Here is a 25,249-nt window from a genome sequence, read left to right on the forward strand (position 1 = left end):
GGTCAACATCGTCATTTTTCGTCATCTAAGAGCACCCTTGCGAGGGCCTGCTGGGCCCTTTCGGCGAAACATTGCGCAATGTTTGCGTCAGGTAACAGGGGACTTGTCACAACCCATGCATCCGTGCTGCGCAACTTGTTTTGGAAGTATCCCTCCGCCAGCAGGACGCTAAGCAGCAAGACCTTCTCCCCTGCCGCCGCGCGCACCATCTCCCCGGCTTCGGGCTTGGCGCCGGCGCAATAGGCCACCGCCACCTCGCGGTTCAGTTCCTCCCCGAGACGCTGCGCGAGCGTTTGAATCTGTTCTTGCCCAATGCGCATCCGGGTGCCTGCGGCGGCCAACACCACGGTCTCTGCCTGCTCGAGATGCGCGGCGGCACGGTCGGCGAGCACTCGGACCAGTTCGGTCCCGGTGGCCAGCACTCCGGCCACCACGGCACGCGGGTGGCTGGCGGCGGCCTGCGCGAAGTCCTCGGTGGTGTGAAAGCCGTCGGCGACCAGCAGGGGCACGAGGACCACCGCTTCTTCGCGCGGGAGCGCATCGAGCACCTCGGGTAGGCGTGGTTGTTGCACGTCTACGTAGGCCTCATGCCAGCGCAGGTCGATCCCGTCGGGGACCGGGAAGGTCGTGGCGATTTGTTCGCGCAGTTCGTTGATCTGCGCTTGGCCAATCTGGCTGTCGGTTCCGTGGCTGGCGGCGATAATGTGCACGGTTTGCATCGGCGGGTTCCCTTACTGACTAGTGCTTGCGCACAAGCTTGTGATTGGCTGCTTGGGCTTGCGGACGGATGACGATCTCGTCGAGATTCACATGGTGTGGCAGCGAAACTGCATAGCGGATTACCTCGGCCACATCCTCGGCCAGCAACGGCTCGTCCACGCCGGCATAGACCTTGGCGGCGGCTGAAGCATCCCCGAGACGTCGAAGGGCGAATTCTTCGGTTTGCACCAGTCCGGGCAGCACCTCGATGACGCGGATTCCGTGCTCTACCTCCTCCAGACGCAGTGCTTGGGTCAGTGCCCGCTGGGCCGATTTCGCCGCGTTGTAGCCGCTGCCTCCTTCATAGCTGGCTAGGGCGGCGGTGGAGGTCACGTTCAGGATGGTGCCTTGAGTGGCGCGCAACTGCGGAAGGAGCGCACGAGTTAGACGCATCGTGCCCATCACATTGGCCTGGAACATGAACTCCCAGTCCGCGTCCTTGGCCTCGGCTAGGTAGTCGGTGCCGCGCGCCCCTCCGGCACAGTTCACGAGAGTGTCCACGCCGGGACCCTCTTGGAGTCCGGCGAGAAGCTCGTCGATGTCGGATTGCACGCTTACGTCGGCGGTCAGGGGCACCGCACCGGTTTCCTCGGCCAGCGCGTGCAGCCGTTCGGCGCGTCGAGCTACGGCGTAAACGGTCCAGCCGTCGGCGCGAAGCGCGCGAACGATGGCTTGGCCAATGCCGCTAGAGGCCCCGGTGACGAGGGCGGAACGTGACTTTGAGGTGGAGGCGTCGATAGTCATGTTCCCACTGTAGAACCTTGTCACAGCCCTGCGTTAGGTTATGAAGCCTTTACCGAGCCGCGTCACCGCGGTGCCGGCTGCGGGCTTCGGGTTCAACTGGCAAGCGGTTTACCTGCCGATACGGAACGGCGTGGTGGCGGTGGGGCCCAAGACAGATACCCGGCTACGGACAGCGCGGCCGTGCCGCACAAAGTAAGGAAATACCCTGCTGGTACTGCATCGGCCCCGCTGGTACCAAAGGCATCGGCCAAGCCCATGCTCATCGCGAAACTCGCAAACCAGAGGAAGAACACTTGGGCGCCAATCAATAGCCCGCCGGCGATGAGCCAGCCCCGACTCGTACCGGGCGCGACGCGCCAGCGGCATACCGCACCGATCGCCACGAGCGCGGCACACACCGGCCAGCAACCGGCCCAAATGAACATCTCCATCGTGCCCGAACGCTCCCCGGCCGCGTATAACTGTGTGTAGATCTGATCCAGACTCAGGCTCGGCACCTTGGCCTGCGGATTCCAGCGCAATACATGAAGCAAGCCCACGGCTGAAACACCAATGCTCAGTAGCACCAGCAGCAGGCCCCCACGGAGTTGCGCACCAGTCCGCAAAATCACCGCGTGACGTGGTGGCCGCTGCGCGGTGAGGCTACCGAACAACACACCAATCGCGCACAGCGCGACCACCCCGTACCCCACCGCCGTGTATGCCGTAAGCAGGACGATCACCCCGACGAACACTAGAACCGCGGCCCAAGTGGGTAGCGGCAATCTAACCCGGGTACGGCCCAGCCGGTAGAACATGATCTGGGCTGCCCCGACAACCAGGAACGCGGCACCGAGTAGTGCCAGTATCCGACCAATGAGCGCCGCCACCGAGAACAGCTGTTGGCCGTTCGCGAGTGTGGCCGGTTCAAGATCGAACCCTCCAAAAAGCACAAAGATAAATCCCCATGGCAGGAGGGCGGCGGCTAGTGCCGCGGTCCGCCACACACGGCGCGTTGCCCAGCGCTCTAGTTCCGCCCCGGGGTAGATCGGGCGCACCCGGTCAAGGGTCAGGGCCGCGAACAACGCCCGGCATAGGAGCGTGAATTGGGCGAAGCCACCGCTGCCAGCAGGCGGCGCCGCCGCCTTCCAGTGGGCGATAAATCGCTGTCGCTGCACCGCGGGGACAAGCCAGCTGATTGTTTTCAATAGACCTTGCCGTGGCACCCTGTTCATGCCCGGGCCCCAACGCACCAGGGGCTACCGGCAGCACGAGTAACGTGGGTGCTGGTCTCGGCCACGCGGCAGTGCCGTGCCTGATGCGGGTCTGTCTCCACGCCCTTCACCGACACCCAATCACACACACTGCGGTGATCGCCTGCCGCATATCCATGCTCCCCGCGTGGGTGTGAGTCCTCGACTACAGCCCGTCCCCACACCGGTGACTCGGGATGTTTGAGCATGTCAGGTCGCAGGCGCGGCGTTTCGGTCGCGTGAGATAGGGGCTTCATGGCCCCATCCTAGCGATCCGCCTCAGCTCCGCACGGAATGTTGGCGCACCCGGAACTAATCCAACGCGGCACGCGCCGGCAGTACTCGACATAGCTTCTTCCGTGCAAGGACCGCAAAGCTTGCTCCTCGGCGGGAATCTGCGCCCGATCCAGCCATTCGGCCAGTAGGGCGGTGGGCACCTGTGCCAGTAACCCTCCTCGCCATAGTCCGTGGGCCGCGACGGAACATACCAAACCCAAATACATCGGGTTGCGCGAGATGGCATAGGGGCCATCTGCAACCAGCTGCGTGCCACGCTCTGGATGAAGCGGATTCACGGTGGTGCGCGCGGCACGGAATCGGCGTTCGCTCAGCGCACCGAGTGTCACTCCAGCACCCAGAAGGCCGACTGCGAAGGCTCGGCGCACTATTCCGCCGGGCGCCGGTCGCGTCAGTAAATACTGCGCGAGCAACGCCCCGGCCGCCACGGCCGGCGGCGGTATGCGAGGTGCCGTGACGATACCCATATCTGTGATGCTACGCCGCCACAGGCGCCTTGTTAACGGAAGCATCGATCAGCGTTCGAGCGTGTGGCGCTTTCCTCACTGACCGCCGGATCCCGGTGGTGAGGTGGGGGTCGAAAACATGAAAGAATATGTGTATGGCAGAAGAAAACTTGGGCACAGACACGCCCGTCACGGTTTCGGTTCCCGACAAGCCCGCATTGGAAGGCCTCGAGGAACGTCTTTCGTCCCGGTGGCGCACCGAGGGCACCTATCACTTCAACGAGGACACCACCCGCGAAGCGGTGTACTCCATCGATACTCCCCCACCAACGGCATCCGGCTCGTTGCACGTGGGCCACATGTTCTCCTACACCCAGACCGACGTGTTGGCGCGCTACCAGCGCATGAGCGGTAAGAACGTGTTCTACCCGTTGGGCTGGGATGACAACGGACTTCCTACCGAACGCCGCGTCCAGAACTACTACGGCGTGCGCTGCGATCCGACCAAGCCGTACATCGAAGGCTACCGCCCGCCGGAGAAGCCCGCGAAGAACCAGCGTGACTGGGACGTTATTGGCCGTAAGAACTTCATCGAGCTCTGCGAAGAACTGGCCGTCGAAGACGAGAAGGTCTTCGAACAGCTCTTCACCACACTGGGTCTGTCCGTTGACTGGAATATGACCTACCGGACCATCGACGACACCTCGCGTGCGGTCTCACAGCGCGCCTTCTTGCAGAATCTGGCCGACGGCGACGCCTACATGGCCGAGGCCCCGACCCTGTGGGATGTCACTTTCCGCACCGCGGTCGCCCAGGCTGAACTCGAAGACCGCGAGATGCCCGGCGCTTACTACCGTTACCCGTTCAGCACCGCCGAGGGCGAACAGGTCTTCATCGAGACCACCCGCCCCGAGCTGCTGGCCGCCTGCGCCGCCTTGGTCGCACACCCGGATGACGAGCGTTACCAGCACCTGTTCGGCAAGACCGTCATTTCCCCGCTCTTCGGCGTTGAGGTGACCGTCCATGCCCACCCGTTGGCTCAGGCCGATAAGGGGTCGGGTATCGCGATGGTCTGTACCTTCGGTGACCTCACCGACGTGACCTGGTGGCGCGAACTGCAGCTGCCAACCCGCGCCATCATCGGCCGCGACGGCCGTCTGCTGGCTGATACCCCCGAGTGGATCACCAGCGCTGCCGGCGCCGAGGCCTACGCCCAGATTTCCGGTAAGACGGTGTTCTCCGCCAAGGAAACCGTGGTCGAGCTGCTTAGCGAAGCCAACCTGCTCGATGGCGAACCGAAGAAAATCTCCCGCCCGGTGAACTTCTTCGAAAAGGGCGACAAGCCCCTAGAGATCGTCACCTCACGCCAGTGGTACATCCGTAACGGCGGGCGCGACGAGGATCGCCGCAAGACCATGATTGCCCGCGGTGAGCAGATCGACTTCCACCCCTCGTTCATGCGCTCGCGCTACGAAAACTGGGTGTCCGGTCTCAACGGTGACTGGCTGGTCTCCCGCCAACGCTTCTTCGGCGTCCCGGTACCGGTGTGGTACCAGGTGGACGAGCATGGCGAGCCGAACTATGACGCACCGATCTTGCCAACATTCGATCAGCTTCCGGTCGACCCGGCAGCCGACGCTCCGGCCGGTTACATCGAGGATCAGCGCGGTGTGGCAGGCGGATTCATCGGTGACGCCGATGTGCTCGATACCTGGGCAACCAGCTCGCTTACCCCGCAGATCGTGGGTCGCTGGGGCCGTGACGACGAGTTCTTCTCGAAGGTGTACCCCTTCGACCTGCGCCCGCAGGGCCACGACATCATCCGCACCTGGCTATTCTCCACGGCGGTGCGTGCCAATGCCTTGCACGGCAATGCCCCGTGGAAGCATGCCGCTATCTCCGGCTGGATCCTCGATCCGGATCGTAAGAAGATGTCCAAGTCCAAGGGCAACGTTGTGGTCCCCAATGACGTACTGGAGCAGTTTGGGGCCGACGCGGTGCGCTATTGGGCGGCCAGCGCCAAGCTCGGCGCCGATACGGCCTACGAGGTTGCGCAGATGAAGATCGGTCGCCGTCTGGCGATCAAGATTCTCAATGCGTCGAAGTTTGTACTGAACCTGGGGGCCACGCAGGCCGACGTGCTCTCCGGCGACGGTTCGGCCGTGGTCAATGGGATGGACCGCTCGCTCTTGGTGCGGCTCTCGTCGGTCATCGAAGATGCCCAGCGCGCCTTCGAGAACTATGACTACGCCCGAGCCTTGGATATCACCGAATCCTTCTTCTGGTCCTTCACCGATGACTACGTCGAACTAGTCAAGGATCGTGCCTACGGTGGGCACGGCGAGGCGGAGAAGGCTAGTGCGCTGGCTACCTTGGCCACCACGCTGGACGCTGTACTGCGCCTCTTCGCCCCGTTCCTGCCCTTCGCCACCGAAGAGGTTTGGGGCTGGTGGCGCGCCGGTTCCGTGCACCGCGCCAGCTGGCCCAGCGCACAGCACCTTGCCGGTGCCATCGAAGGTGCCGATGCAGGCGTACTACCCACCGTGGGTCTGGCCCTGTCGGGTATTCGCAAGGCCAAGTCCGATGCGAAGGTCAAGCAGCGCACCGAGGTGCTCAACGGTGAGATTCACGGTTCGGCCGCACAGCTCGAACAGTTGAACGCTGGTTTCGAGGACCTGAAGTCGGCGGCAAATGCGCGTGAGCTGTCGCTGCACGAGTCGAGCGAGGAGCTGAGCGTACGCAACGTTGAGCTCGCACCGGCCGAGGACGCCTCCTAGCCGCAGGTAGCAAAGACTGATGCCCGAGTTCCCTAGGGAACCCGGGCATCAGTCTTTAATGAACTCGACTGTCGAGGAGGCGTTCAGCCTTAGTTCTGTGCGTCCTGGTAAGCCTGCTCGATTGCAGTGCCCCAGTACGGGCCAAACATGGTGTTGCGGATGCCGTTGTAACCGAAGCTGTTCACGGAGTTCTGGTAACCGTTCGAACCGCTACCGATGAACCATGGGCCGCCCGAAGAACCACCGGTCATGTCGCAAGGGATGCCCTGGGACTGGCTCTGACCGTACGGATCGGGGGTAGCCGAACCGTAGCAGGAGTGCAGGGTTTCACCGGTGAACGGGTAGGCTGCCGGGTAGCCGAAGGCGGTGTAGGTCAGTCCGCGAGCCTGGTTGAAGGCCACGCCGGAGGCGCCAACGCGATCGGTCAGGCTCACTCCGCTACCGTCCGAGACCACGGCGAAGCCGGTGTCGTAGGTGATGTCCCCGTCATTGCTCCACTGCGTGGTGGTGACCAGTTCGGTGGCAGCGTAGGTGCCGTACGGGGTGTTGCCGTTTTCGTAGGCAGGGGCGAAGATCCAGCGCGTAGCGAAGGCTCCCGGCCCCTCGTTCAGGCAGTGCCCGGCGGTCGAGACGGTGGATTCGTTGGCCGAAACTACGGCGTTACCCGAGCAAACGTAGTCCTGGCCGCCCAGCGTGAAGAAGACCTTACCAATGTGCGAGACCGGAGATACAGCGTTGTTCTTGGTCGGCTTGCCCTTGCGGATCGCCTGCTTCTCGGCCTTTTCACCGGCGATCTTGCTGGGCTGTCCCACCTTGACGCCATTGCTCGAAGCCGACTTGCCGCGAGTCAACGCATCGGCGCTCTTGGCCGCCTTCATGCGTTCCGGGGTCCAGTAGTCCAGCGCCGATTCGGTCTGGCTCTTCGAGATTTCCTGAGATTCGATCTGCTGGTTTTCCACCACAGGTGCGGCCGAAGCCACGGGTGCGGTACCTGCCGCCAACAGTCCTGCCAGCATGGTTGCCGCCAGCAGGGACTTGCGACGGCCTGCCTTGGCCAATCGGTTCTGCTTTGAACCAAGTTGCACGGTAGTTCTCCTCATCCGGCGACCACTACGTCGCCCTCGAAACTGTGTGCCGTAGCACTCGTGGGACACAGTCAAGCACATACTTCACAACCGCACTAGTACTTTGTTCCAAGCAATTTCGCGGATGAGAACTTGAGGTGACAAGTAGTTATGAAAAGAACATCCAGTGATGCTTAATTATTCAACACCACTGAGTGAGCGAGCGGCACGGCAAGCATCAACCCCGCAAAGGTGAGCCTGAAACAGATGATTCATAGATTGACCTAGGAAAATGTGAGCCACGCAACTTTGAAAGTAGTTACCGCCCAGTAGGTGAATCGGGCGGCGGAAAATCTGAAAGAAAATAGGCGTGCTATGCCGGTGCGACCAGATGGTATCCAGAAAAATTTTTATAGACCTTCGTAGCGCTTCGTAAAAGTCGCCCGGTGACATGGTCAGTTCGGTATACCGTCTGGTATGTGTGGGCACGAAAATGCCCGCCCGAGCACACTGCCTCTACCGTCGAAGACGGTAGGAGTGTGACCGGACGGGCTAACAGCCGTCCAACGAGGGTTACTCGAAGGTCGGCGACTCCGTGCGCGTGCGCTTGAGCTCAAAGAAGTACGGGAAGGAAGCGAGTTCGGCCGAGGCATCAAAGAGGCGTCCTGCGTCCTCGCCGGTGGGCACACGGGTGATGACCGGCCCAAAGAAGGCCACGCCGTCCACGGCCACGATCGGCGTGCCGACATCTTGACCGACCTTTGAGATACCAGCCTCGTGGCTCTCGCGCAGCTTCGCATCATAGGCGTCGGTATCCGCAGCCTCGGCAAGCTCTGATGGAAGCCCTACCTGCTCCAATGCTCGGGCGATCACCTCGGCGCGATCATCGAGCTGCTCGTGATGGAAAAGCTCGCCCATGGCCGTGTAGAGACCGTCGGTAACCGAGGCTCCATGGTCGGTGATTGCCTTGGTGATCACACGGACCGGGCCCCAGGAACGGTCCATTTTCTCGCGGTAGTCAGCCGGGAGCTCACGCCCGTCGTTAAGCATCGACAGGCTCATCACATGCCAGGTGACATCAATGTCACGAACCTTCTGGACCTCTTTGATCCAGCGGCTCGTGGCCCAGGCGAAAGGACAAATCGGATCGAACCAAAAATCAACGTGTTTGCGCTCGGCCACTGACCGGACCTACTTTCTGGGTTAGGGTGACGGAAAACTATGCGGACTTCTGATTGCGCTTCGCGGCCAACTCATGGGTGAGCATAACCGGCTCGGCGCCCTCTAGGACGGTCTCGCGCGAGATCACAACCTCGGCAACGTCCTCCCGGCTAGGCAGGTCAAACATGATGCCGCCGAGGGTTTCTTCGAGAATGGAACGCAAACCGCGCGCTCCGGTCTCGCGTTCAATGGCCTTCTCCGCAATGGCCTCCAGGGCGCCCGCGTCGAAGGAGAGTTGCACTCCGTCCATCTGGAACATCTTCTGATACTGCTTGACCAGGGCATTGCGCGGCTCGGTGAGCACTCGAACCAAGGCGTCGCGATCCAAATGTTCGACCGTGGTGATCACCGGAAGACGACCAATGAATTCTGGGATCAAACCAAACTTCAAAAGGTCTTCGGGACGCACATCGGAGTACGAAGGGGTCTCGGATTTGATGGCGGTGAGCGGCGCCCCGAATCCAATGCCCTTTCGGCCCGCGCGGCTCGAGATGATCTCTTCGAGTCCCGCGAATGCTCCGGCAACGATGAAGAGAATATTGGTGGTATCCAACTGGAGAAAATCTTGATGTGGGTGCTTGCGCCCACCCTGCGGAGGAACCGCGGCGACCGTCCCCTCGAGGATCTTCAGCAGGGCCTGCTGCACGCCTTCACCGGAGACATCGCGAGTAATCGACGGGTTTTCACTCTTGCGCGAAATCTTGTCGATTTCATCGATATAGATGATGCCGGTTTCGGCCCGCTTGACGTCGTAGTCGGCCGCCTGAATCAATTTCAGCAGAATGTTCTCAACGTCTTCACCGACATATCCGGCCTCGGTGAGGCTGGTCGCGTCGGCCACGGCGAAGGGCACGTTCAGTTTCCGGGCTAGAGACTGCGCCAAATAGGTCTTACCGCAACCCGTCGGGCCGATCATCATGATATTTGACTTGGAAACCTCAACCTCTGACAGCGGATCGTCATTGGTCAAGGCGGCGACAGGAGCCTTATCCGGGGACCCGTGGATGCGCTTGTAGTGGTTGTACACCGCCACCGACAAGGCGCGCTTGGCGTTCTCCTGGCCGATGACATATTCCTGGAGAGAATCGAAGATCTCGCGCGGCTTCGGGAGGGTAAAGTCTTCGGCGACCTGCTCTTCGGCGAACTCCTCGGCAATGATCTCATTGCATAGTTCGATGCACTCGGTGCAGATGTAGACCCCGTGGCCTGCAATCAACTTCTTCACTTGCTTCTGGCTCTTTCCGCAGAAAGAACATTTCAGCAGATCCGAGCCTTCGCCCATTCGTGCCATAGCACTAATCTCCCATTGTTGGATTGCCGTGGACTCCCCCTCATTCTAAATCAGGAGATCCCCAAATTAGCCGAAGATGGCATGAAGCCGACAACCCGCGCGCCCCATCACGGGGTCGCAGGTTGCCGGCAATCAGCTACTCGACAGCGTGTGCGTCGCTAATCGTGCCTAGTGGCCCAGCTGCGCGCGGTTCAACTTACGCGGGGTCAGCACCTCGTCGACGATGCCGTAGGCCTTTGCTTCTTCCGCCGTCATGTACAGATCACGCTCTACGTCATTGCCCACCTTGGACACTTCCTGGCCGGTGTGATCGGAGATGGTCTTTTCCATCCATTCGCGCATGCGCATGACTTCTTCGGCCTGAATCTGCAGGTCGGTTGCCGTACCACGTTCGCCGCCACCCATAGCCGGCTGGTGGATCAGCACGCGGGCGTTCGGCAGGGCCAGACGCTTGCCCGGGGTGCCGGCGGCCAAGAGCACGGCGGCGGCCGAAGCTGCCTGACCGAGGCAGACCGTCTGCACCTCTGGACGGATGAACTGGATGGTGTCGTAGATAGCCGTCATCGCGGTGAACGAGCCACCGGGCGAGTTGATGTACAGGGTGACATCGCGCTCCGGGTCCATGGATTCGAGCACCAACAGCTGAGCCATGACGTCATCTGCCGAGGCGTCATCAACCTGGGCTCCGAGGAAGATGATGCGATCTTCGAAGAGCTTCGCGTAGGGGTCCTGGCGCTTGAAACCGTACGGGGTACGCTCCTCAAACTGCGGCAGGATGTAGCGTGCGGAGGGCATTGCGCCGGCGGTGGCTTCCTGATTGAAGTACATGATTTCTCCTTGAAATTCTGCGTTCGGTGGTGGGTGCAGGCGGTTGTTACTTGTTGCCGACTCCGCCGCCACCGGTCACCGAACCGGCATGCTGGGCAATCTGGTCAAAGAAGCCGTATTCCAGGCCTTCCTCCGCGGTGAACCACTTATCGCGCTGGTTATCCAACAGAATCTGCTCGACGGTCTGGCCGGTCTGCTCCGCGGTCAGCTCGCTCATAACCTTCTTCATGTGCATGATCAGTTCGGCCTGGATCTTGATGTCCGAGGCCGTACCGCCGATACCACCGGATGGCTGGTGCATCAGAATACGAGCGTTCGGGGTCGCGAAACGCTTGCCCGGAGTACCCGAGGAGAGCAGGAACTGCCCCATGGAAGCTGCCAGACCGGTTGCCACGGTCACCACATCGTTCGGAATGAACTTCATGGTGTCGTAGATGGCCATGCCCGCGGTGATCGAACCACCCGGCGAGTTGATGTACAGGTAGATGTCCTTCTCCGGGTCCTCTGCGGAAAGCAACAGCAGCTGCGAGCAGATGGCATTGGCGTTCTCGTCGCGGACCTCGGAGCCCAGCCAAATGATGCGCTCCTTGAGCAGCCGGTTGTAGATGTAGTCCTCACGGCTGGCTGCTTCGACGGTAGCCATGGTGGGAGTGCGCGAATCATGTGGCATGTTCTCTACCTCTTCCAAACGTGTAGATCGGATCGTGCAGCTCCCGGCGGAGCCGCAACTTCGAGTGGTTACTTTGAGATTACTGATTTCAACTGGCCCTTGGGGCGTTTCATGCCCGGTTTTCGCTCACGGCGCATGAGTGCGCCGAGGGCGAACGACAAAAGTCGCCGGCCCACCCGCGCTGTGCGGGGGTTCCGGCGACTTCTGTTATGTGAGTGTCGGTGACTACTCGGCGGCGACCTCTTCGGCAACTTCCTCTTCACCGGCTGGCTTCACGAAGGAGCTCAGGTCAACGGTGGCACCGTTGGAGTCGGTGACCACGGCGTACTCGAGGACCTTGGCCAGTGCCTTGCGGCGACGCACCTCGCCGAGCAGCATCGGCACCTGGCCGGCACCGTCGAGCATCTGGGCGAACTGGTTCGGATCCATGCCGTACTGACCGGCGGTCTGCACGATGTAGTCGATCAGCTCGGACTGCTCGACGCCAACCTCTTCGGCCTCGGCGACGGCGTCCAGCACGATCTCGTTCTTGAAGGCACGCTCGGTGTTCTGGCGAACCTCGGTGCGGTGCTCTTCGGTGTCGTGGTCTGCTTCGGCCTGCGGGTTGTCGAAGTGCTGCTCGATCTGCTCGTCGATGACGCCAGCCGGAACCGGAACCTCAACCAGCTCGAGGAGCTTGTCCAGCACCAGTTCGCGGGCCTCGACGCCCTGCTCGACGACCTTGCCCTCGGCGGCGTCCTTGGACAGCGACTCGCGCAGTTCGGCGATGGTGTCGAACTCGGAGGCCAGCTGAGCGAAGTCATCGTTGGCCTCTGGCAGTTCGCGCTGCTTCACGGCGGTGACGACAACCTTGACGGTGGCCGACTGACCGGCGTGCTCGCCGCCTGCCAGGGTGGTCTCGAAGGTGGCGTCCTCGCCGGCGGTCAGGCCGGTCAGTGCCTCGTCCATGCCCTCGAGCATGTTGCCCGAACCGATCTGGTAGGACAGACCCTGAGCCGAGTCAACCTCTTCGCCATCAACAGTGGCGGTCAGGTCGATGGTCACGAAGGAATCGGCTGCGGCCGGAGCCTCAACCTCCTTCAGGGTGCCGAAGCGACCGCGCAGGTCGTCCAGAGCCTTCTCGATGTCCTCGTCGGCAACTTCCTTAGCCTCGACGGTGACCTCGATGCCCTTGTAGTCCGGCAGTTCAACCTTCGGGCGGATGTCCACCTCGAGGGTGAAGACCAGCTGGCCCTCGCCGACGTTCTCCAGGGAAGGCAGTTCGGTGATATCCACCTCAGGGCGCGAGAGCGGGGTCAGCTCGTTCTCGACCATGGCCTTCTGGTAGTACTCATTCAGACCCTCGTTCACGGCGGTCTCAATGACGTAGCCGCGGCCGACGCGCTGATCGATCAGGCGGGAAGGAACCTTGCCCTTACGGAAGCCCGGCACCTGAATCTGCTGCGCGATGGTCTTGTATGCCTCGTCGATGCGCGGCTTCAGCTCCTCGTACGGAACCTCGACGGTGAGCTTAACCCGAGTCGGGTTCAGGTTTTCAACGGCGCTCTTCACAGCCTTGTACTCCTGGGTTGTCTAATAATTAGGTCTAATCTGCAAAAAACCCCGCAACATCGTGGTGTTGCGGGGTTGTTCTCCAGAGTCGGGGTGACAGGATTCGAACCTGCGACCTCACGCTCCCAAAGCGCGCGCTCTAGCCAAGCTGAGCTACACCCCGATTAGCAGTGAACAGTCTAACCTGCGCTCTCCTGCATCCACTAATCGTTGTGGCCAGACGATGATCCGCGGACCGCGTCCAAGCCGGTGACCCCTTAGGCTGTGGGTCAAGCCCATGCGATGGCCTCCTCGAGAAACCAACGAGAACCTCGCATGTGTCGGGGTGACAGGATTCGAACCTGCGACCTCACGCTCCCAAAGCGCGCGCTCTAGCCAAGCTGAGCTACACCCCGCGAAATACCTAGTGAATCAAAATATTCACGAAATAGTTCGGTAGTTGTTGTGACCTGTTTCCAGCGAGTCATCCCGCCTGGTCACAAGCATCTAACTTACACGTCACCGCGCACATTTCAAAACTGAACCGCTTCATGGCGCGATTGTGTAATGTACGCCTCACTGTATGGGCCATCCGACCTCGTCCTACGGCACCACTAGGGGTCAGACGACGGTTAAAGCAAAAGGCCCGGAAGTGAAAACTTCCGGGCCTTCAAGCATCTCTGACGATGCCTTCGGAGGGGATGACGGGAATCGAACCCGCGTCATTAGTTTGGAAGACTAAGGCTTTACCATTAAGCTACATCCCCATGTCAGCGGCCTGAACCGCGAACGAGATTCAGTTTAGACCATGTCGCTCACGCCGTGCAAATCGACGGGTTCCCCCTGCAGTTGCTGAGCGTGAGCGCCATTGGTCCTAGCGGCGGCGCTGGCAGCGCGGGCACCAGTACAGCTTGCGCCCGGCGACTTCGGCCAAACTCACCTGTGCGGTACAACGGCGGCATTGGTGCCCCTGACGCTGATAGACGTAATAAGCGTTATCCGGCCATAACGGCAGGCCTGGCTCCCGATCCGCTTCCTCGGTGGTGATGATCTTTCCCTGGCGCACCCCGTCCTCCATGAGTGCAACAAGGTCAAACCACAGGGCGCGTAATTTTCGCGCCGAAATGTCGTTGGCGGGTTGCTGCGGGTCGAGCCTCTGGCGAAAGAGCACCTCGGCACGGTAGATGTTTCCTACCCCGCTAATCAGCTCCTGGTTCATCAGCGCGGTGCCAATCGGGGTACGCGTGCGCGCTAGCTTGGCTTTGAACTCCGTAAGGCCAGCCTCCAACAGGGCTTGTGGCTCCTGGAGAATCGCACGTCCCTTAGCGGCATCGAAGCGCGCCGCGGCCGCAACGAGCGGGTCGGGCCCAAGCTTGGCCAGCTGCCGTTGCACCTGATCGTGCTCGAGCACCTCGCAGGCGGTCGGCCCACGCAAATCGGCCCATCCGTGCTCCGAGACCACGCGTGCACGCACCGCACCGACCGGTTCGGGCGGCCCGGTGTAGCGCTCGGGTGCCGCGCTCTGTGAACTTTCGCGCTCCCCCACCCGACGCGGCGCACCGATGGACGAGGCGCCCCGGAAGTACTCGTCACCGCCGAAGTCGAACGCGCCATACAGCCCAAGGTGCACACGGAGGTACAGGTCGTTGGAGAAGTGGCAGAAGAGTTGCTTGCCCTTGGCGAAGGCGGATTCGAGCACATGGCCATCGATCCGGGCGGCGTCGAGGGCAAAGCGCCCCTGCGGGGAGCTGACTGCCACCGCCTGCCCGCCGAAGACGTCATCCATCTGGCGGGCGAGGCGATGTAGGGAATGTCCTTCGGGCACGGTTAGTCGACGATCTCGCCGGTGGTTTCGTAGGTCGCGATCTTGCCGATGCGGCGCGCATGGCGCTCGGCACCGCTAAATGGCTCGGCCAGGAAGGCCTCGATCAGTTCGGCGGCTTCTTCCACGCTGTGCTGGCGACCACCGACGGCAATGACATTCGCGTCGTTGTGTTCGCGGGCCAGCTTTGCGGTATCCAGATTCCATGCCAGTGCCGCGCGCACTCCTTCGACCTTGTTGGCCGCGATCTGCTCACCGTTGCCCGAACCGCCGAGCACGATTCCGAGCGCTTCGACTCCGGCGCGCTGATCGGCGACAACAGCCTTGGCGGCGTTCAGGCAGAAGGCCGGGTAGTCGTCTTCCGGGTCATAGGAGGTTGGGCCGTGGTTGACCATCTCGTAGCCCTTGGCGGTGAGGTGCTTGATCAGGTAGTCGGAAAGCTCGAGACCTGCGTGGTCGGTCGCGATATGCACGCGCATGTGGTTGCCCCATTTCATAAGGAGAAGACGGCCAATCAGTGACCGTTCTACTCTAGCGAGTTTGAGGCGTCTCGCGCTCATCACCGGTCCAGTACTCGGACACTTAGGCGCCCGCGATGGCGCGCTGATGGCACGGGCAGAAGAATCTATGTCGAGGCACTTGCGCGCGATGGGGTTCTCCATGCCACAATTGCAGTGATATTCAATATTTGTTTCACAACTAGTGCGGGTCCCCCGCAGGAAGCCGGAGCATCATGCCTGGAATGAATCTCACCCGCGCCGAGGCCCAAGAGCGTGCCTCGATCATCTCGGTCGAGAGTTACCACGTCGAACTCGATTTGACCCGCGGCGAGCGCGTGTTCACCTCCAAGACCACGGTACGTTTCTCCGCCACCGCTGGGGCCAGCAGCTTCATCGATGCGGTCACCGACACCGTACGCTCGGTAACCCTCAACGGGCAGGAACTCGACGTCGCTGCCATCAACGATGGGATCCGCATCCAGTTGCCCAACCTCGCGGCCGACAACGTGCTGGTCATCGACGCCGATGCCCGCTACATGAACACCGGCGAAGGTTTGCACCGCTTCGTCGACCCGGTCGATAACGAGGTTTACCTCTACACCCAGTTTGAGGTGGCCGACGCCCGTCGCATGTTCGCCGTTTTCGAGCAGCCGGATCTGAAGGCTACCTACCAATTCAGCGTCACCGCCCCGGCTCACTGGAACGTCGTGTCCAATTCGCCGACGCCGCAGCCGAGCGAGGTCGGCGAGGCCAAGCGCTGGGACTTCGCCCCGACCCAGCGCATGTCCTGCTACGTCACGGCCCTCATCGCCGGCCCCTACCAGGCGGTACGCGACTCGTTGACCTCCAGCGATGGGCGCACCATCGAACTGGGCGTCTTCGCCCGCTCGTCGCTCATGCAGCACCTCGACGCCGATGAGATCGTGAAGATCACGCGCCAGGGATTCGAATTCTTCGAGAAGAACTTCGGCACCCCGTACCCCTTCGAAAAGTACGATCAGCTTTTCGTACCGGAGTTCAACGCCGGTGCCATGGAGAACGCCGGCGCGGTGACCTTCCTCGAGGAATACGTCTTCCGCTCGCGCCCGACTCACGCAATGGTCGAGCGCCGCGCCATCACGATTTTGCACGAACTGGCACATATGTGGTTCGGCGACCTTGTCACCATGAAGTGGTGGAATGACCTGTGGCTCAACGAGTCCTTCGCCGAATTCATGTCTACCCTGGCGGCCGCGCAGAACACCGAGTTCACCAGCTCCTGGACCACCTTCAACATGCTGGAGAAGAACTGGGCCTACCGCCAGGATCAGCTGCCCAGCACCCACCCGATCGTCGCTCCGATCAACGATCTGGAAGACGTCGAGGTCAACTTCGACGGCATCACCTATGCCAAGGGCGCCTCGGTCCTGCGCCAGCTCGTGGCCTTCGTGGGCCAAGAAGAATTCATGGCCGGAGTGCGTGCGTACTTCGCCAAGCACGCCTGGTCCAACACCGAACTGCCCGACCTGCTGCGTGAGCTGGAGGCCGCCAGCGGACGCGACCTGAGCCACTGGGGCGCCGAATGGCTCGAAACTGCCGGAGTCAACACGCTCACCGCCCGCATCGCCGCGGACCAGGACGGAAAGATCACCGACTTCGCCATCGTGCAGCAAGCCGCCGCCGACTACCCCACGCTGCGCCGCCACCGTCTCGCGGTGGGCTTCTATGACCTCGACGCATCCGGCACTTTGGTACGCACCCACCGTGAAGAGCTCGACATCGACGGGGAACTGACCGAGGTCCCGGCACTCGTGGGCCGCGCCCGCCCGGCGTTGGTGCTCCTGAACGACGACGACCTCACCTACGCGAAGATTCGTCTCGACGAGCAGTCGCTGGCCACCGCCACCGAACATCTAAAGTCCTTCGCCGACTCGCTACCGCGCACCCTCGTCTGGAGCGCCGCCTGGGATGCGGTGCGCGACGCCGAGACCGCGGCCAGTGACTACGTGCAGTTGCTGCTGAACAATGTGGGACATGAGGCTGATTCTTCGGTGATCATGGTGCTGCTGCGCCAGCTGAGCACCGCCCTGGATCACTACGTCTCCCGTGAGCATGCCACCGAGCTGGCCGCAACCAGCGCCGAGCGACTCTGGGAACTGGCTTCTGCCGCCGAGGCGGGCTCCGACGCCCAGTTGCAGTTCGTGCGCGCCTTCGCCGCACGTTCACGCACGGCCGAACAGCTGGATCGGGTGGCGGACCTGCGCTCTGGCGCCCACAGCCTGCCCGGCCTGGTGCTCGACACCGATCTTAAGTGGGCGCTGGATATTGCGCTCTCGGCCGGTGGACGAATGGACGAGCAGTCCTTGGCGGCTTCCTTGGCAGCGGACGATACGGCCAAGGGCAAGGCCAGCTGGTACACCGCGTGGGCTGCACAGCCGGTAGCGGCCATCAAGGAGGAGGCCTTCGCACTGGCTACCTCGGGAACCCTGTCCAATGACCAGCAGCAGGCGGTGATCGCCGGGTTCTCCAAGGCCCACGATGACTCGCTGATCTCCGGCTTTGCCGAACGCTACTTCGCGCTGCTGATCCCCACCTGGGAGACCTTCTCCCACGAGATGGCCAAGCAGATTGTCATCGGCCTCTACCCCGGCAGCGTGGCCAGCGCGGCGGTACTCGAAGCCACCGACGCGTTCCTGCAAGAACTCGGCGACCGGCATCAGGCACTGCGCCGACTACTCGTCGAAGCCCGCGCGGACGTGGTGCGTTCGCTCGCCGCTCAGGAAGCCGACCAGTCCCGCGTCACCCAGGGCAGCCAGGCCTAGGGTTCGGAGACAACCCGACGGCTTGCCCGCGTAGCGTACGGCGGCTCCTTCACACAGCGGAAGGGGCCGCCGTCGTCTATGCCCACGTAGCGCCTCGAAGATGGAAGAATAGGTGATATGGACGGCACAGAACATCAGTACCGCGTGGCGGTGCACTGGACCGGGAACCTCGGCCAAGGCACCAGCGGGTATCGCGCATACTCCCGTGATCACATAGTCAGCGCCGAAGGCGTGCCGACCTTAGCTGGCAGCGCCGACGCAACCTTCCATGGGGCACGTGATCGGTGGAACCCGGAGCAACTTCTGTTGGCGGCGCTGAGCCAATGCCATATGCTCTCGTACCTGCATTTAGCGGTGCTGCACTCGGTCAACGTCAGCGGGTACCGGGACGAGGCCACCGGAATCATGCAACTGAACCGAGATCACAGTGGCCAGTTCACCTCCGCAACCCTGCACCCACAGGTGAGCTTGGTCGATGAAAGCCAACGCGAGCTGGCCGACTCATTACACGCCCAGGCGAATAAGGTGTGCTTCATCGCTCGCTCGGTGAATTTTCCCGTCCACCACGAACCTTTGGCCCCCACCGATCAAGAAAGCTGAAATGACCGAGCACAATCCCCTGCCGCACACCGTCAAGCCCGACCCGCTGAGCAACCCGGTGGTTACCGGGCCATCGAGCGACGAGTTCCTGCGGCTCGCCGAAACCGAGGTGGATGTGGCCGACTACGCCGGCACCTTCTACGCCGAGGTCGGCGGCCGTCCCGTATTCGCTGCGCTCACCAAAAACTTCTATGCCTCGGTGGCCGAGGACGAGGATTTCCGCCAGCTTTACCCAGAACAGGACCTGTACCCGGCGCAGATTCGTTTGCAGCTCTTCCTCGAGCAGTACTGGGGCGGACCCAGCACCTACTCCGAACACCGCGGACACCCACGCCTGCGCATGCGCCATATGCCTTTTCCGGTCAACGCGCACTATCGCGATACCTGGCTACGGCATATGAACAAGGCCATCGACCAGCTCGATCTGCCGATGTTGCACGCCGAAACTCTGCGTGAGTACTTCGAACGCGCCGCCTTCTCGCTGGTCAACCGCCCCGACTAAGTCGGTGGGCTAGGAAAGATTCAGCGCTGGAGCCCGGCGCACCAGCACGTGGCCTCGCTCGTTGCTCACACGCATCCAGCTGCCTTGGCGTAGTACCGAGCTCTGCCCGGTAGTCGGAAGCAACCCCAGAGCGTGCAAGGCGAAGGCCGCCCCGAGCGGTAGCTCTTGGTGCTCGGCGGCGAGCGGGGAGGACCAGATTCGCTGCCGGACCTGGCCAATGACCGGTTTGCCTGGATTCTCGGGTAGTGCCTGAGCTACCGCATCGATCCCGCGCTGGGCGGCCTGCGCCAGCTCCGCGTTCTGCAGGGCGCCGGCCGCTTCCCAGCCAGAGACCGGCACCTGAATGCCCGCCCACGCCGGTACCGCTTCGACCGGTGGCACCACAAAGCGGGTGGACTCCTCCCCCATGCGCGCCAGCCGATCCTGGATGGCCGAAAGCTCATAGGCCGCGTTCAATTCGGCTGGTTCGGCCAGTCGGTGCACTCGCATGGCCAGCACCGTGTAGTCCCCCGCACCCAATTCGGCCGGAACCAACACCGGCACATAGACCGCCAGCGCTTGGCCGCGCGCGGTGAACAGGGCCGCGTCCTCATGCACCGCCTTGGCTCGGGCAATAAGATTTGCCAAGTCGAGTACGGATGCGGAGTCGTCGAAAATCAGTGCGTCACTTGCCATGTCCTCATATTCTCACGCCCCAGTTCATTCGCAGGAAGCATGTGACAACTCCGTCATTTGACGCCGACCCTGAACGCGCGCCGGACAACCTGTGTGTAACCAAAAGGTACGGGTAAAGTCTTTTTCAGGAAATTCACATCAAGGAGTCAACGACGTGGCAGAGGAATTAGGCACCACCCAGGTGCTATTGGATCTATTGAACCTCGACGATGGCAACGGTGCCCGCACCGACGAGGATGTCTTCGTGGGGCACACACCGCGCCAGACCCGCACCCGCGTGTTCGGCGGCCAGGTCCTGGCACAGTCGATTATCGCCGGAACCCGCACCGTCGAGCCGAACCGACCCATCCACTCCATGCACGGATACTTCCTGCGGCCCGGCGACCCGGCCCAGCCGATCACCTTTGGCGTCCAGCGCCTACGCGACGGCCGGTCTTTTTCGGCCCGCCGCGTCCACGCCTACCAGAACGGCGAACCGATCCTGTCGATGATCGCGTCCTTCCAGGAGCCGGCGAACGGGTTGGATCACCACGACCCGATGCCCACCGGTATTCCCGCGCCCGACTCGCTACCCACCACCGCGGAACTCATCGGCCACATTAAGCATCCAATAGCCCATGAATGGGCCTACGAACGCCCTTTCGACGTCCGGCATGTCACCGAGCCGATCTATTTGGCTGCGGCCCCCGAACAGAGCGCCGATTCGGCCGTGTGGATGCGGACAACCGCGCCGATGCCCGACGATCCGGCTTTGCATCGCGCCGCGCTCGCCTATGCCAGCGACTATATGCTGCTCGAACCGGCGCTGCGCCGACACTCGATGACCTGGGTGCACCCCGGGCTGAGCATCGCCAGCCTTGATCATGGCATGTGGTGGCACCGGGATTTCCGGGTCGACGAATGGTTGCTCTACGTGCTCCACGCTCCCTCGGCCTCCTCGGCGCGCACCCTGGGCACCGGAAAAATCTACAACCAGGCCGGCCAGCTCGTGGCGAGTGTGGCGCAAGAGGGCATGATTCGCGTTCCGGACGAAGCCTAGATGCAGGATTTTCGTGCTCCGCTCACGCATCAACCACGCCGCGTGCTGATTTGCGGGGTCACCGGGGCGGGAAAAACGACGTTGGCCCGTGAACTTTCCCGGCGTTGGGCCTTGCCCTACACGGAGATCGACGCGCTCTATCACGGTCCGAACTGGCAGCCCAGGGAACAATTCCTCGACGATGTGCATGTACTGGCCGCTAGTGAGCAGTGGGTGACCGAATGGCAGTATCTGAACCTTGGGGCGGGCCCGGCGCTGGGCGAGCGAGCCGATACCATCATCTGGCTAGATCTGCCGCGCTATCAGGCACGTTGGCGGTTGTTTCGGCGTACCGTCCGGCGTCGGCTGCGCCGCGAACGCCTCTTCAACGGGAACGTCGAACGTCCCTTGCACACCTTCTTCAGCGACCCCGAGCACAATATCCTGCGTTGGGAAATGCAAACCCACAACGCATGGCGTGAACGTTTCCCGGCCGTCCTCGCGCAATATCCGCAGGCGACTTTCATCCGCCTTGGCAGTGTCCGTCAGGTTGCCTTCTGGCTTAATGGTCCCGCGGCACAAGGGGTTGCGCGCCATCCAGGCTGAGGTAGGTACGGTCACGGTAGAGCAGATGGGAGGCCTGGGTCCCGTTGATCACCTCGAGGACTTCCGCTGCGATCAGCCGCGAACCGCCCACCTGCAAGGAGCTGTGCACGCGAGCGCGCATCGCGACTGGAGAGTCCACAAGATAGGGCGCTCCATCGGCTAGGTAGGCCCACCCCTGATCCTCGGTGAACCGTGCACCATCACTGCGGGCGAAAGCATCCGCCACATGGCTTTGGTGTTCGCCTAAAAAGTTAATCACGAAGGTGGGTGCCTGAAGCAACGCACCGGCCGAGCCCGAGTCCCGGGTGAGCGAAAAGGAGACCGCCACCGGGTCCAGCGACAGCGAAGCCAGACTCGAGATGGTCAGGCCCACCGGGGCACCGAACGGGTTGGCGCTCAGCAGCGACACTCCTGCCGGGTGGGTGCGAAATGCGGATCGAAAATTTTCGGCGAGCGTGCTCATCTACAGCGCAGCTCCTTTCGCTACGTCCGGTCACCAATGGCTTCACCGGATAACTTCTTGTGCCTGCCATCGTAGAACCTCAAGTAAACTTGAGGTCAATCCATGACCCTGCGAGGTGCCCATTGTCACATTCACCCAGAACAGAAGATCACGACCAGCCATCACCGACCGATGTAGATCCCGAAGACCTGCTGAGCATTGGTCAGATCAGCGAACGCACCGGCGTGGCACGCTCCGCATTACACTTTTATGAATCGCAGGGGTTACTGACCGCGCATCGTACGGCGGGCAACCAGCGACGCTACCCGCGACACCTCATCCGCCGAATAACGCTCATATCGGTGGGCCGCAACCTCGGCATCCCCTTGGCCGACATTCGAGCCGCACTCGAGTCGGTCCCCATGGACCATCGACCCAGCGAAGCCGACTGGCAGCGGGCTTCCAACGAGTGGAGACGAGTCCTAGAACGCCGGCGCCAAGCCATCGAAGAGCTCGAGACACGGCTGACCGGATGCATTGGCTGTGGATGCCTATCCATGGACGCCTGCCAGCTAGCCAATCCGCGCGACCAACTCTCCCACGCAGGTAGTGGAGCTCAGGGACTGCACTCGCCCATCTAAGGGTACGGCAAAGCCCGCCGCATCCACTGAATACAACGGATGCGACGGGCTAGGACCAGTGACAGTAAAAGACTAGTCGCGGGTCAACCGGCGGTGGGTGACGCGGTGCGGCTTCGCCGCCTCCGGGCCCAAACGCTCGATCTTGTTCTGCTCGTAGGACTCGAAGTTACCCTCGAACCAGTACCAGTTCGACGGGTTTTCCTCGGTGCCCTCGTAGGCCAGAATGTGAGTAGCCACGCGGTCTAGGAACCAACGGTCGTGCGAGACGACCACGGCACAGCCGGGGAATTCGAGCAACGCATTTTCCAGGCTCGACAGGGTTTCCACATCGAGGTCGTTAGTCGGCTCATCGAGCAGCAACAGGTTACCGCCCTGCTTGAGGGTGAGCGCGAGGTTCAGACGGTTGCGCTCACCACCGGAGAGCACACCAGCCTTCTTCTGCTGATCCGGTCCCTTGAAACCGAAGGCCGACACGTAGGCGCGCGACGGCATTTCGACCTGTCCAACGTTGATGTAGTCCAGTCCGTCGGAGACAACCTCCCACAGCGACTTGTTCGGGTCGATGTTTTCGCGGTTCTGATCTACGTAGGAGATCTTGACCGTGTCGCCAACCTTCAAGGAACCACCATCGAGCTCTTCGAGCCCAACAATCGTCTTGAAAAGCGTGGACTTACCGACACCGTTCGGACCAATGACACCAACGATGCCGTTACGCGGCAACGAGAAGGACAGCCCGTCGATGAGTACGCGATCGCCGAAGCCCTTCTTCAGCTTCTCGGCTTCGATCACGACCTGACCCAAACGAGGTCCAGGCGGAATCTGGATCTCTTCGAAATCGAGCTTGCGCGTACGCTCGGCCTCCGCAGCCATTTCCTCGTAACGAGCCAGACGAGCCTTCGACTTGGTCTGACGTCCCTTGGAGTTCGAGCGAACCCAGTCAAGTTCCTCGGCCAATCGCTTAGCGAGCTTGGCGTCCTTCTTGCCCTGCACGGCCAGACGCTCGCGCTTCTTCTCCAGATAGGTGGAGTAGTTGCCCTCGTATGGGTGCAGCCGACCACGGTCAACTTCACAGATCCATTCGGCAACGTGATCCAAGAAGTAACGGTCGTGGGTCACGGCCAATACGGCGCCCGGGTAGCTGGCCAGGTGCTGTTCCAACCAAAGGACGGACTCGGCGTCGAGGTGGTTAGTCGGCTCATCGAGCAGCAGCAGGTCAGGCTTCTGCAGCAACAATTTACACAGCGCCACACGGCGGCGTTCACCACCGGAGAGGTGGGTCACCGGCTCGTCACCCGGCGGGCAACGCAGTGCATCCATGGCCTGCTCAAGCTGGCTGTCAATGTCCCAAGCGTCGGCGGCGTCAATGGCCTCCTGCAGCTTGCCCATCTCTTCCAGCAGCGCATCGAAGTCGGCGCCGTCCTGCGCCATTTCCTCGGAAATTTGGTTGAATCGCTGGATCTTCTGGTAGATCTCACCGACGCCTTCCTGGACGTTGCCCAGGACGGTCTTCTCTTCGTTCAGCGGCGGCTCCTGCAACAGGATGCCGACCGAGTAGCCCGGTGACAGCCGAGCTTCACCGTTGGACGGGGTATCGAGCCCCGCCATGATCTTCAGGATCGTAGACTTACCAGCACCGTTCGGGCCCACAACACCGATTTTTGCGCCCGGGAAGAACGACATGCTGACATCGTCAAGAATGACTTTGTCACCAACGGCCTTACGGGCCTTGGTCATCGTATAAATGAATTCCGCCATGCTCTAAGGCTAGTCGGTTTGGCCCCCTCCGAACGAATTTATCGGCGCTACGCGACGTGCTACGTGTCCACCGGCACATCCAGCCGGTGGACACGCACCGAATCGCCAATCAGGCCGCATCCGAATCCGGCCAGTGGGCCACCCCCTCGCTCTTCTCCCCCATGTGCACCTCTTCCGGAACTTGGGCATGCGATGTCTGCTCGGCCTCGACAGCCCGGACCTTAGTAAAAACACTGGTGCCGAACTTCAAGTCATGCCCTAGCGCATAGGCTTCGATGTCGGCACTCGTTCCTCGCGTTCCGTCGGCGCGATCAAATTGCCGGATCCCCAACTTCCCAAAAATGACCAGATGGTCCCCCTGCTCGATACTTTCCATCGCATTCTCCGCTAGCGCGCGAAAAACACTCACCGAGTACCAGTTCGTCGGCCCATCGCTCCATTGCCCGGTACTTACATCCCGTTTGCGCTCGTGGCTTGCCGCGCGGAATTTAAGCACTGAGACACCCTGCGGGGTGATGCTCAGTTGTGGTTCGGTGCCCACCACGGCGCGAATCGTCACCAGATCGGTCATCGTGATCCTCCTTTGTCGGTCCCATTTCTCACCAAGCGTGTGCTCAGTTAATGACCTAGCGTGAACTTGCCTTACTCCGCCGGGCCCGTCACTCCGACGATCTGTGGAGAACAAGCGCACGTTGCCCACCGGCTGTTTCACCACGCCGACTAGAGGCACTGCCGCAGAATCGCTCGGACTGGCTCATTGGGCTAAACTATTTCGTGGCGCCTCCGTAGCTCAGCTGGATAGAGCAAGAGCCTTCTAATCTCTAGGTCGTGGGTTCGAATCCCGCCGGGGGCACAGGTGAATGCCGCTTGACATGAACGTTTATGATGTTGAGCGGCATTTTGCATAGAGAGGTGAGCCGACAGGGTGGGCCGCGACGCGACTTAGACAAGGTGGAAGTAACGTGTCGTCGCGCTGCCGGTCGCCACAAAATGAGCCCACTTTAAATCCTGCCAAGAAGACCTCGGCG

23 protein-coding genes and 4 tRNA genes are annotated in these 25,249 nt (G+C 61.7%); 8 read left to right on the plus strand and 19 right to left on the minus strand.

From position 1 onward, the window contains the following. Positions 1-11: 11 nt before the first annotated feature. The 4 genes from ACJD00_RS09375 to ACJD00_RS09390 form a co-directional block, all read right to left on the minus strand. The gene (locus ACJD00_RS09375) at positions 12-719 is read right to left on the minus strand and encodes a sirohydrochlorin chelatase (protein WP_418906790.1); all 708 of its coding nucleotides are present in this window, start codon (positions 717-719) and stop codon (positions 12-14) included. 19 nt (positions 720-738) lie between these two features. Beyond that, entirely contained in the window at positions 739-1,503 is a 765-nt protein-coding gene (locus tag ACJD00_RS09380) for an SDR family oxidoreductase (RefSeq protein ID WP_418906791.1), read from the minus strand. Positions 1,504-1,595: 92 nt separating this feature from the next. Next, a complete protein-coding gene (locus ACJD00_RS09385) occupies positions 1,596-2,690 on the minus strand; it encodes a hypothetical protein (RefSeq protein ID WP_418906792.1) in 1,095 nt (364 codons plus the stop codon). Positions 2,691-3,001: 311 nt separating this feature from the next. Further along, the gene (locus ACJD00_RS09390) at positions 3,002-3,499 is read right to left on the minus strand and encodes a methyltransferase family protein (RefSeq protein ID WP_418906793.1); all 498 of its coding nucleotides are present in this window, start codon (positions 3,497-3,499) and stop codon (positions 3,002-3,004) included. A gap of 134 nt (positions 3,500-3,633) precedes the next feature. Here ACJD00_RS09390 and valS point away from each other — a divergent pair, with 134 nt between their 5' ends. Beyond that, positions 3,634-6,255, plus strand: a complete 2,622-nt coding sequence (gene valS, locus ACJD00_RS09395; RefSeq protein ID WP_418906794.1) for a valine--tRNA ligase — start codon at positions 3,634-3,636, stop codon at positions 6,253-6,255. A gap of 89 nt (positions 6,256-6,344) precedes the next feature. Here valS and ACJD00_RS09400 read toward each other — a convergent pair whose 3' ends face one another. The 11 genes from ACJD00_RS09400 to ACJD00_RS09450 form a co-directional block, all read right to left on the minus strand. Beyond that, positions 6,345-7,340, minus strand: coding sequence for a trypsin-like serine peptidase (locus ACJD00_RS09400; RefSeq protein ID WP_418906795.1), 996 nt, complete (start codon positions 7,338-7,340; stop codon positions 6,345-6,347). 552 nt (positions 7,341-7,892) lie between these two features. Continuing rightward, on the minus strand, positions 7,893-8,501 hold the full coding sequence (locus tag ACJD00_RS09405; protein ID WP_418906796.1) for a DsbA family protein: 609 nt from the start codon (positions 8,499-8,501) through the stop codon (positions 7,893-7,895). 37 nt (positions 8,502-8,538) lie between these two features. Then, on the minus strand, positions 8,539-9,831 hold the full coding sequence (clpX, locus tag ACJD00_RS09410; RefSeq protein ID WP_309406839.1) for an ATP-dependent Clp protease ATP-binding subunit ClpX: 1,293 nt from the start codon (positions 9,829-9,831) through the stop codon (positions 8,539-8,541). A 168-nt stretch (positions 9,832-9,999) separates the two neighbouring features. Beyond that, on the minus strand, positions 10,000-10,659 hold the full coding sequence (locus tag ACJD00_RS09415; protein ID WP_309406838.1) for an ATP-dependent Clp protease proteolytic subunit: 660 nt from the start codon (positions 10,657-10,659) through the stop codon (positions 10,000-10,002). A 46-nt stretch (positions 10,660-10,705) separates the two neighbouring features. Then, complete coding sequence (locus ACJD00_RS09420; RefSeq protein ID WP_309410434.1) at positions 10,706-11,302, minus strand: ATP-dependent Clp protease proteolytic subunit; 597 nt, start codon at positions 11,300-11,302, stop codon at positions 10,706-10,708. 252 nt (positions 11,303-11,554) lie between these two features. Beyond that, positions 11,555-12,880 (minus strand): trigger factor, encoded by a 1,326-nt coding sequence (gene tig / locus ACJD00_RS09425; RefSeq protein WP_418906797.1) that lies wholly within the window; start codon positions 12,878-12,880, stop codon positions 11,555-11,557. 88 nt (positions 12,881-12,968) lie between these two features. Continuing rightward, a tRNA-Pro gene (locus ACJD00_RS09430) sits at positions 12,969-13,043 on the minus strand. Between the two features lie 157 nt (positions 13,044-13,200). Further along, a tRNA-Pro gene (locus ACJD00_RS09435) sits at positions 13,201-13,275 on the minus strand. A gap of 280 nt (positions 13,276-13,555) precedes the next feature. Further along, a tRNA-Gly gene (locus tag ACJD00_RS09440) sits at positions 13,556-13,626 on the minus strand. Positions 13,627-13,733: 107 nt separating this feature from the next. Further along, a complete protein-coding gene (locus tag ACJD00_RS09445) occupies positions 13,734-14,684 on the minus strand; it encodes an Fpg/Nei family DNA glycosylase (RefSeq protein WP_418906798.1) in 951 nt (316 codons plus the stop codon). Positions 14,685-14,686: 2 nt separating this feature from the next. Continuing rightward, on the minus strand, positions 14,687-15,160 hold the full coding sequence (locus tag ACJD00_RS09450) for a ribose-5-phosphate isomerase (protein WP_418906799.1): 474 nt from the start codon (positions 15,158-15,160) through the stop codon (positions 14,687-14,689). A gap of 254 nt (positions 15,161-15,414) precedes the next feature. On the opposite strand from ACJD00_RS09450, the gene pepN reads away from it, so the two are divergent. From pepN to ACJD00_RS09465, 3 genes are all read left to right on the plus strand, one after another. Then, on the plus strand, positions 15,415-17,982 hold the full coding sequence (gene pepN, locus ACJD00_RS09455; protein WP_418906800.1) for an aminopeptidase N: 2,568 nt from the start codon (positions 15,415-15,417) through the stop codon (positions 17,980-17,982). 117 nt (positions 17,983-18,099) lie between these two features. Beyond that, positions 18,100-18,582, plus strand: coding sequence for an OsmC family protein (locus tag ACJD00_RS09460; RefSeq protein ID WP_418906801.1), 483 nt, complete (start codon positions 18,100-18,102; stop codon positions 18,580-18,582). 1 nt (position 18,583) lies between these two features. Next, entirely contained in the window at positions 18,584-19,084 is a 501-nt protein-coding gene (locus tag ACJD00_RS09465) for a globin (protein WP_418906802.1), read from the plus strand. Positions 19,085-19,093: 9 nt separating this feature from the next. Here ACJD00_RS09465 and ACJD00_RS09470 read toward each other — a convergent pair whose 3' ends face one another. Beyond that, complete coding sequence (locus tag ACJD00_RS09470) at positions 19,094-19,759, minus strand: hypothetical protein (protein WP_418906803.1); 666 nt, start codon at positions 19,757-19,759, stop codon at positions 19,094-19,096. 154 nt (positions 19,760-19,913) lie between these two features. On the opposite strand from ACJD00_RS09470, the gene ACJD00_RS09475 reads away from it, so the two are divergent. Next, positions 19,914-20,798, plus strand: a complete 885-nt coding sequence (locus tag ACJD00_RS09475) for an acyl-CoA thioesterase (protein ID WP_418906804.1) — start codon at positions 19,914-19,916, stop codon at positions 20,796-20,798. After that, complete coding sequence (locus ACJD00_RS09480) at positions 20,799-21,383, plus strand: AAA family ATPase (RefSeq protein ID WP_418906805.1); 585 nt, start codon at positions 20,799-20,801, stop codon at positions 21,381-21,383. On the opposite strand, the gene ACJD00_RS09485 is transcribed toward ACJD00_RS09480, so the two are convergent. Next, complete coding sequence (locus ACJD00_RS09485) at positions 21,340-21,846, minus strand: flavin reductase family protein (protein ID WP_418906806.1); 507 nt, start codon at positions 21,844-21,846, stop codon at positions 21,340-21,342. The genes ACJD00_RS09480 and ACJD00_RS09485 overlap by 44 nt on opposite strands. Before the next feature lie 122 nt (positions 21,847-21,968). Between ACJD00_RS09485 and soxR the strand changes: the two genes are divergently transcribed. After that, positions 21,969-22,466, plus strand: coding sequence for a redox-sensitive transcriptional activator SoxR (gene soxR, locus ACJD00_RS09490; protein ID WP_418906807.1), 498 nt, complete (start codon positions 21,969-21,971; stop codon positions 22,464-22,466). A gap of 72 nt (positions 22,467-22,538) precedes the next feature. On the opposite strand, the gene ettA is transcribed toward soxR, so the two are convergent. Both ettA and ACJD00_RS09500 read right to left on the minus strand, forming a co-directional pair. After that, positions 22,539-24,221 (minus strand): energy-dependent translational throttle protein EttA, encoded by a 1,683-nt coding sequence (gene ettA / locus ACJD00_RS09495; protein ID WP_309406819.1) that lies wholly within the window; start codon positions 24,219-24,221, stop codon positions 22,539-22,541. Between the two features lie 109 nt (positions 24,222-24,330). Continuing rightward, the gene (locus tag ACJD00_RS09500; RefSeq protein ID WP_418906808.1) at positions 24,331-24,792 is read right to left on the minus strand and encodes a single-stranded DNA-binding protein; all 462 of its coding nucleotides are present in this window, start codon (positions 24,790-24,792) and stop codon (positions 24,331-24,333) included. 208 nt (positions 24,793-25,000) lie between these two features. Between ACJD00_RS09500 and ACJD00_RS09505 the strand changes: the two genes are divergently transcribed. Beyond that, a tRNA-Arg gene (locus tag ACJD00_RS09505) sits at positions 25,001-25,074 on the plus strand. Positions 25,075-25,249 lie beyond the last annotated feature (175 nt).

The organism is Glutamicibacter endophyticus, from assembly GCF_048457885.1.
Lineage (GTDB): Bacteria > Actinomycetota > Actinomycetes > Actinomycetales > Micrococcaceae > Glutamicibacter > Glutamicibacter endophyticus.

What these genes read in the sequence shown, in the direction of transcription:
- ACJD00_RS09480 (WP_418906805.1), top strand. Translation starts at nt 20,799, where the DNA reads ATGCAGGATTTTCGTGCTCCGCTCACGCATCAACCACGCCGCGTGCTG.
- clpX (WP_309406839.1), bottom strand. Translation starts at nt 9,831, where the DNA reads ATGGCACGAATGGGCGAAGGCTCGGATCTGCTGAAATGTTCTTTCTGC.
- ACJD00_RS09450 (WP_418906799.1), bottom strand. Translation starts at nt 15,160, where the DNA reads ATGCGCGTGCATATCGCGACCGACCACGCAGGTCTCGAGCTTTCCGAC.
- ACJD00_RS09390 (WP_418906793.1), bottom strand. Translation starts at nt 3,499, where the DNA reads ATGGGTATCGTCACGGCACCTCGCATACCGCCGCCGGCCGTGGCGGCC.
- ACJD00_RS09375 (WP_418906790.1), bottom strand. Translation starts at nt 719, where the DNA reads ATGCAAACCGTGCACATTATCGCCGCCAGCCACGGAACCGACAGCCAG.
- ACJD00_RS09460 (WP_418906801.1), top strand. Translation starts at nt 18,100, where the DNA reads ATGGACGGCACAGAACATCAGTACCGCGTGGCGGTGCACTGGACCGGG.
- ACJD00_RS09465 (WP_418906802.1), top strand. Translation starts at nt 18,584, where the DNA reads ATGACCGAGCACAATCCCCTGCCGCACACCGTCAAGCCCGACCCGCTG.
- valS (WP_418906794.1), top strand. Translation starts at nt 3,634, where the DNA reads ATGGCAGAAGAAAACTTGGGCACAGACACGCCCGTCACGGTTTCGGTT.
- ACJD00_RS09470 (WP_418906803.1), bottom strand. Translation starts at nt 19,759, where the DNA reads ATGGCAAGTGACGCACTGATTTTCGACGACTCCGCATCCGTACTCGAC.
- ACJD00_RS09485 (WP_418906806.1), bottom strand. Translation starts at nt 21,846, where the DNA reads ATGAGCACGCTCGCCGAAAATTTTCGATCCGCATTTCGCACCCACCCG.
- ettA (WP_309406819.1), bottom strand. Translation starts at nt 24,221, where the DNA reads ATGGCGGAATTCATTTATACGATGACCAAGGCCCGTAAGGCCGTTGGT.
- ACJD00_RS09380 (WP_418906791.1), bottom strand. Translation starts at nt 1,503, where the DNA reads ATGACTATCGACGCCTCCACCTCAAAGTCACGTTCCGCCCTCGTCACC.
- pepN (WP_418906800.1), top strand. Translation starts at nt 15,415, where the DNA reads ATGCCTGGAATGAATCTCACCCGCGCCGAGGCCCAAGAGCGTGCCTCG.
- ACJD00_RS09420 (WP_309410434.1), bottom strand. Translation starts at nt 11,302, where the DNA reads ATGGCTACCGTCGAAGCAGCCAGCCGTGAGGACTACATCTACAACCGG.
- ACJD00_RS09415 (WP_309406838.1), bottom strand. Translation starts at nt 10,659, where the DNA reads ATGTACTTCAATCAGGAAGCCACCGCCGGCGCAATGCCCTCCGCACGC.
- ACJD00_RS09500 (WP_418906808.1), bottom strand. Translation starts at nt 24,792, where the DNA reads ATGACCGATCTGGTGACGATTCGCGCCGTGGTGGGCACCGAACCACAA.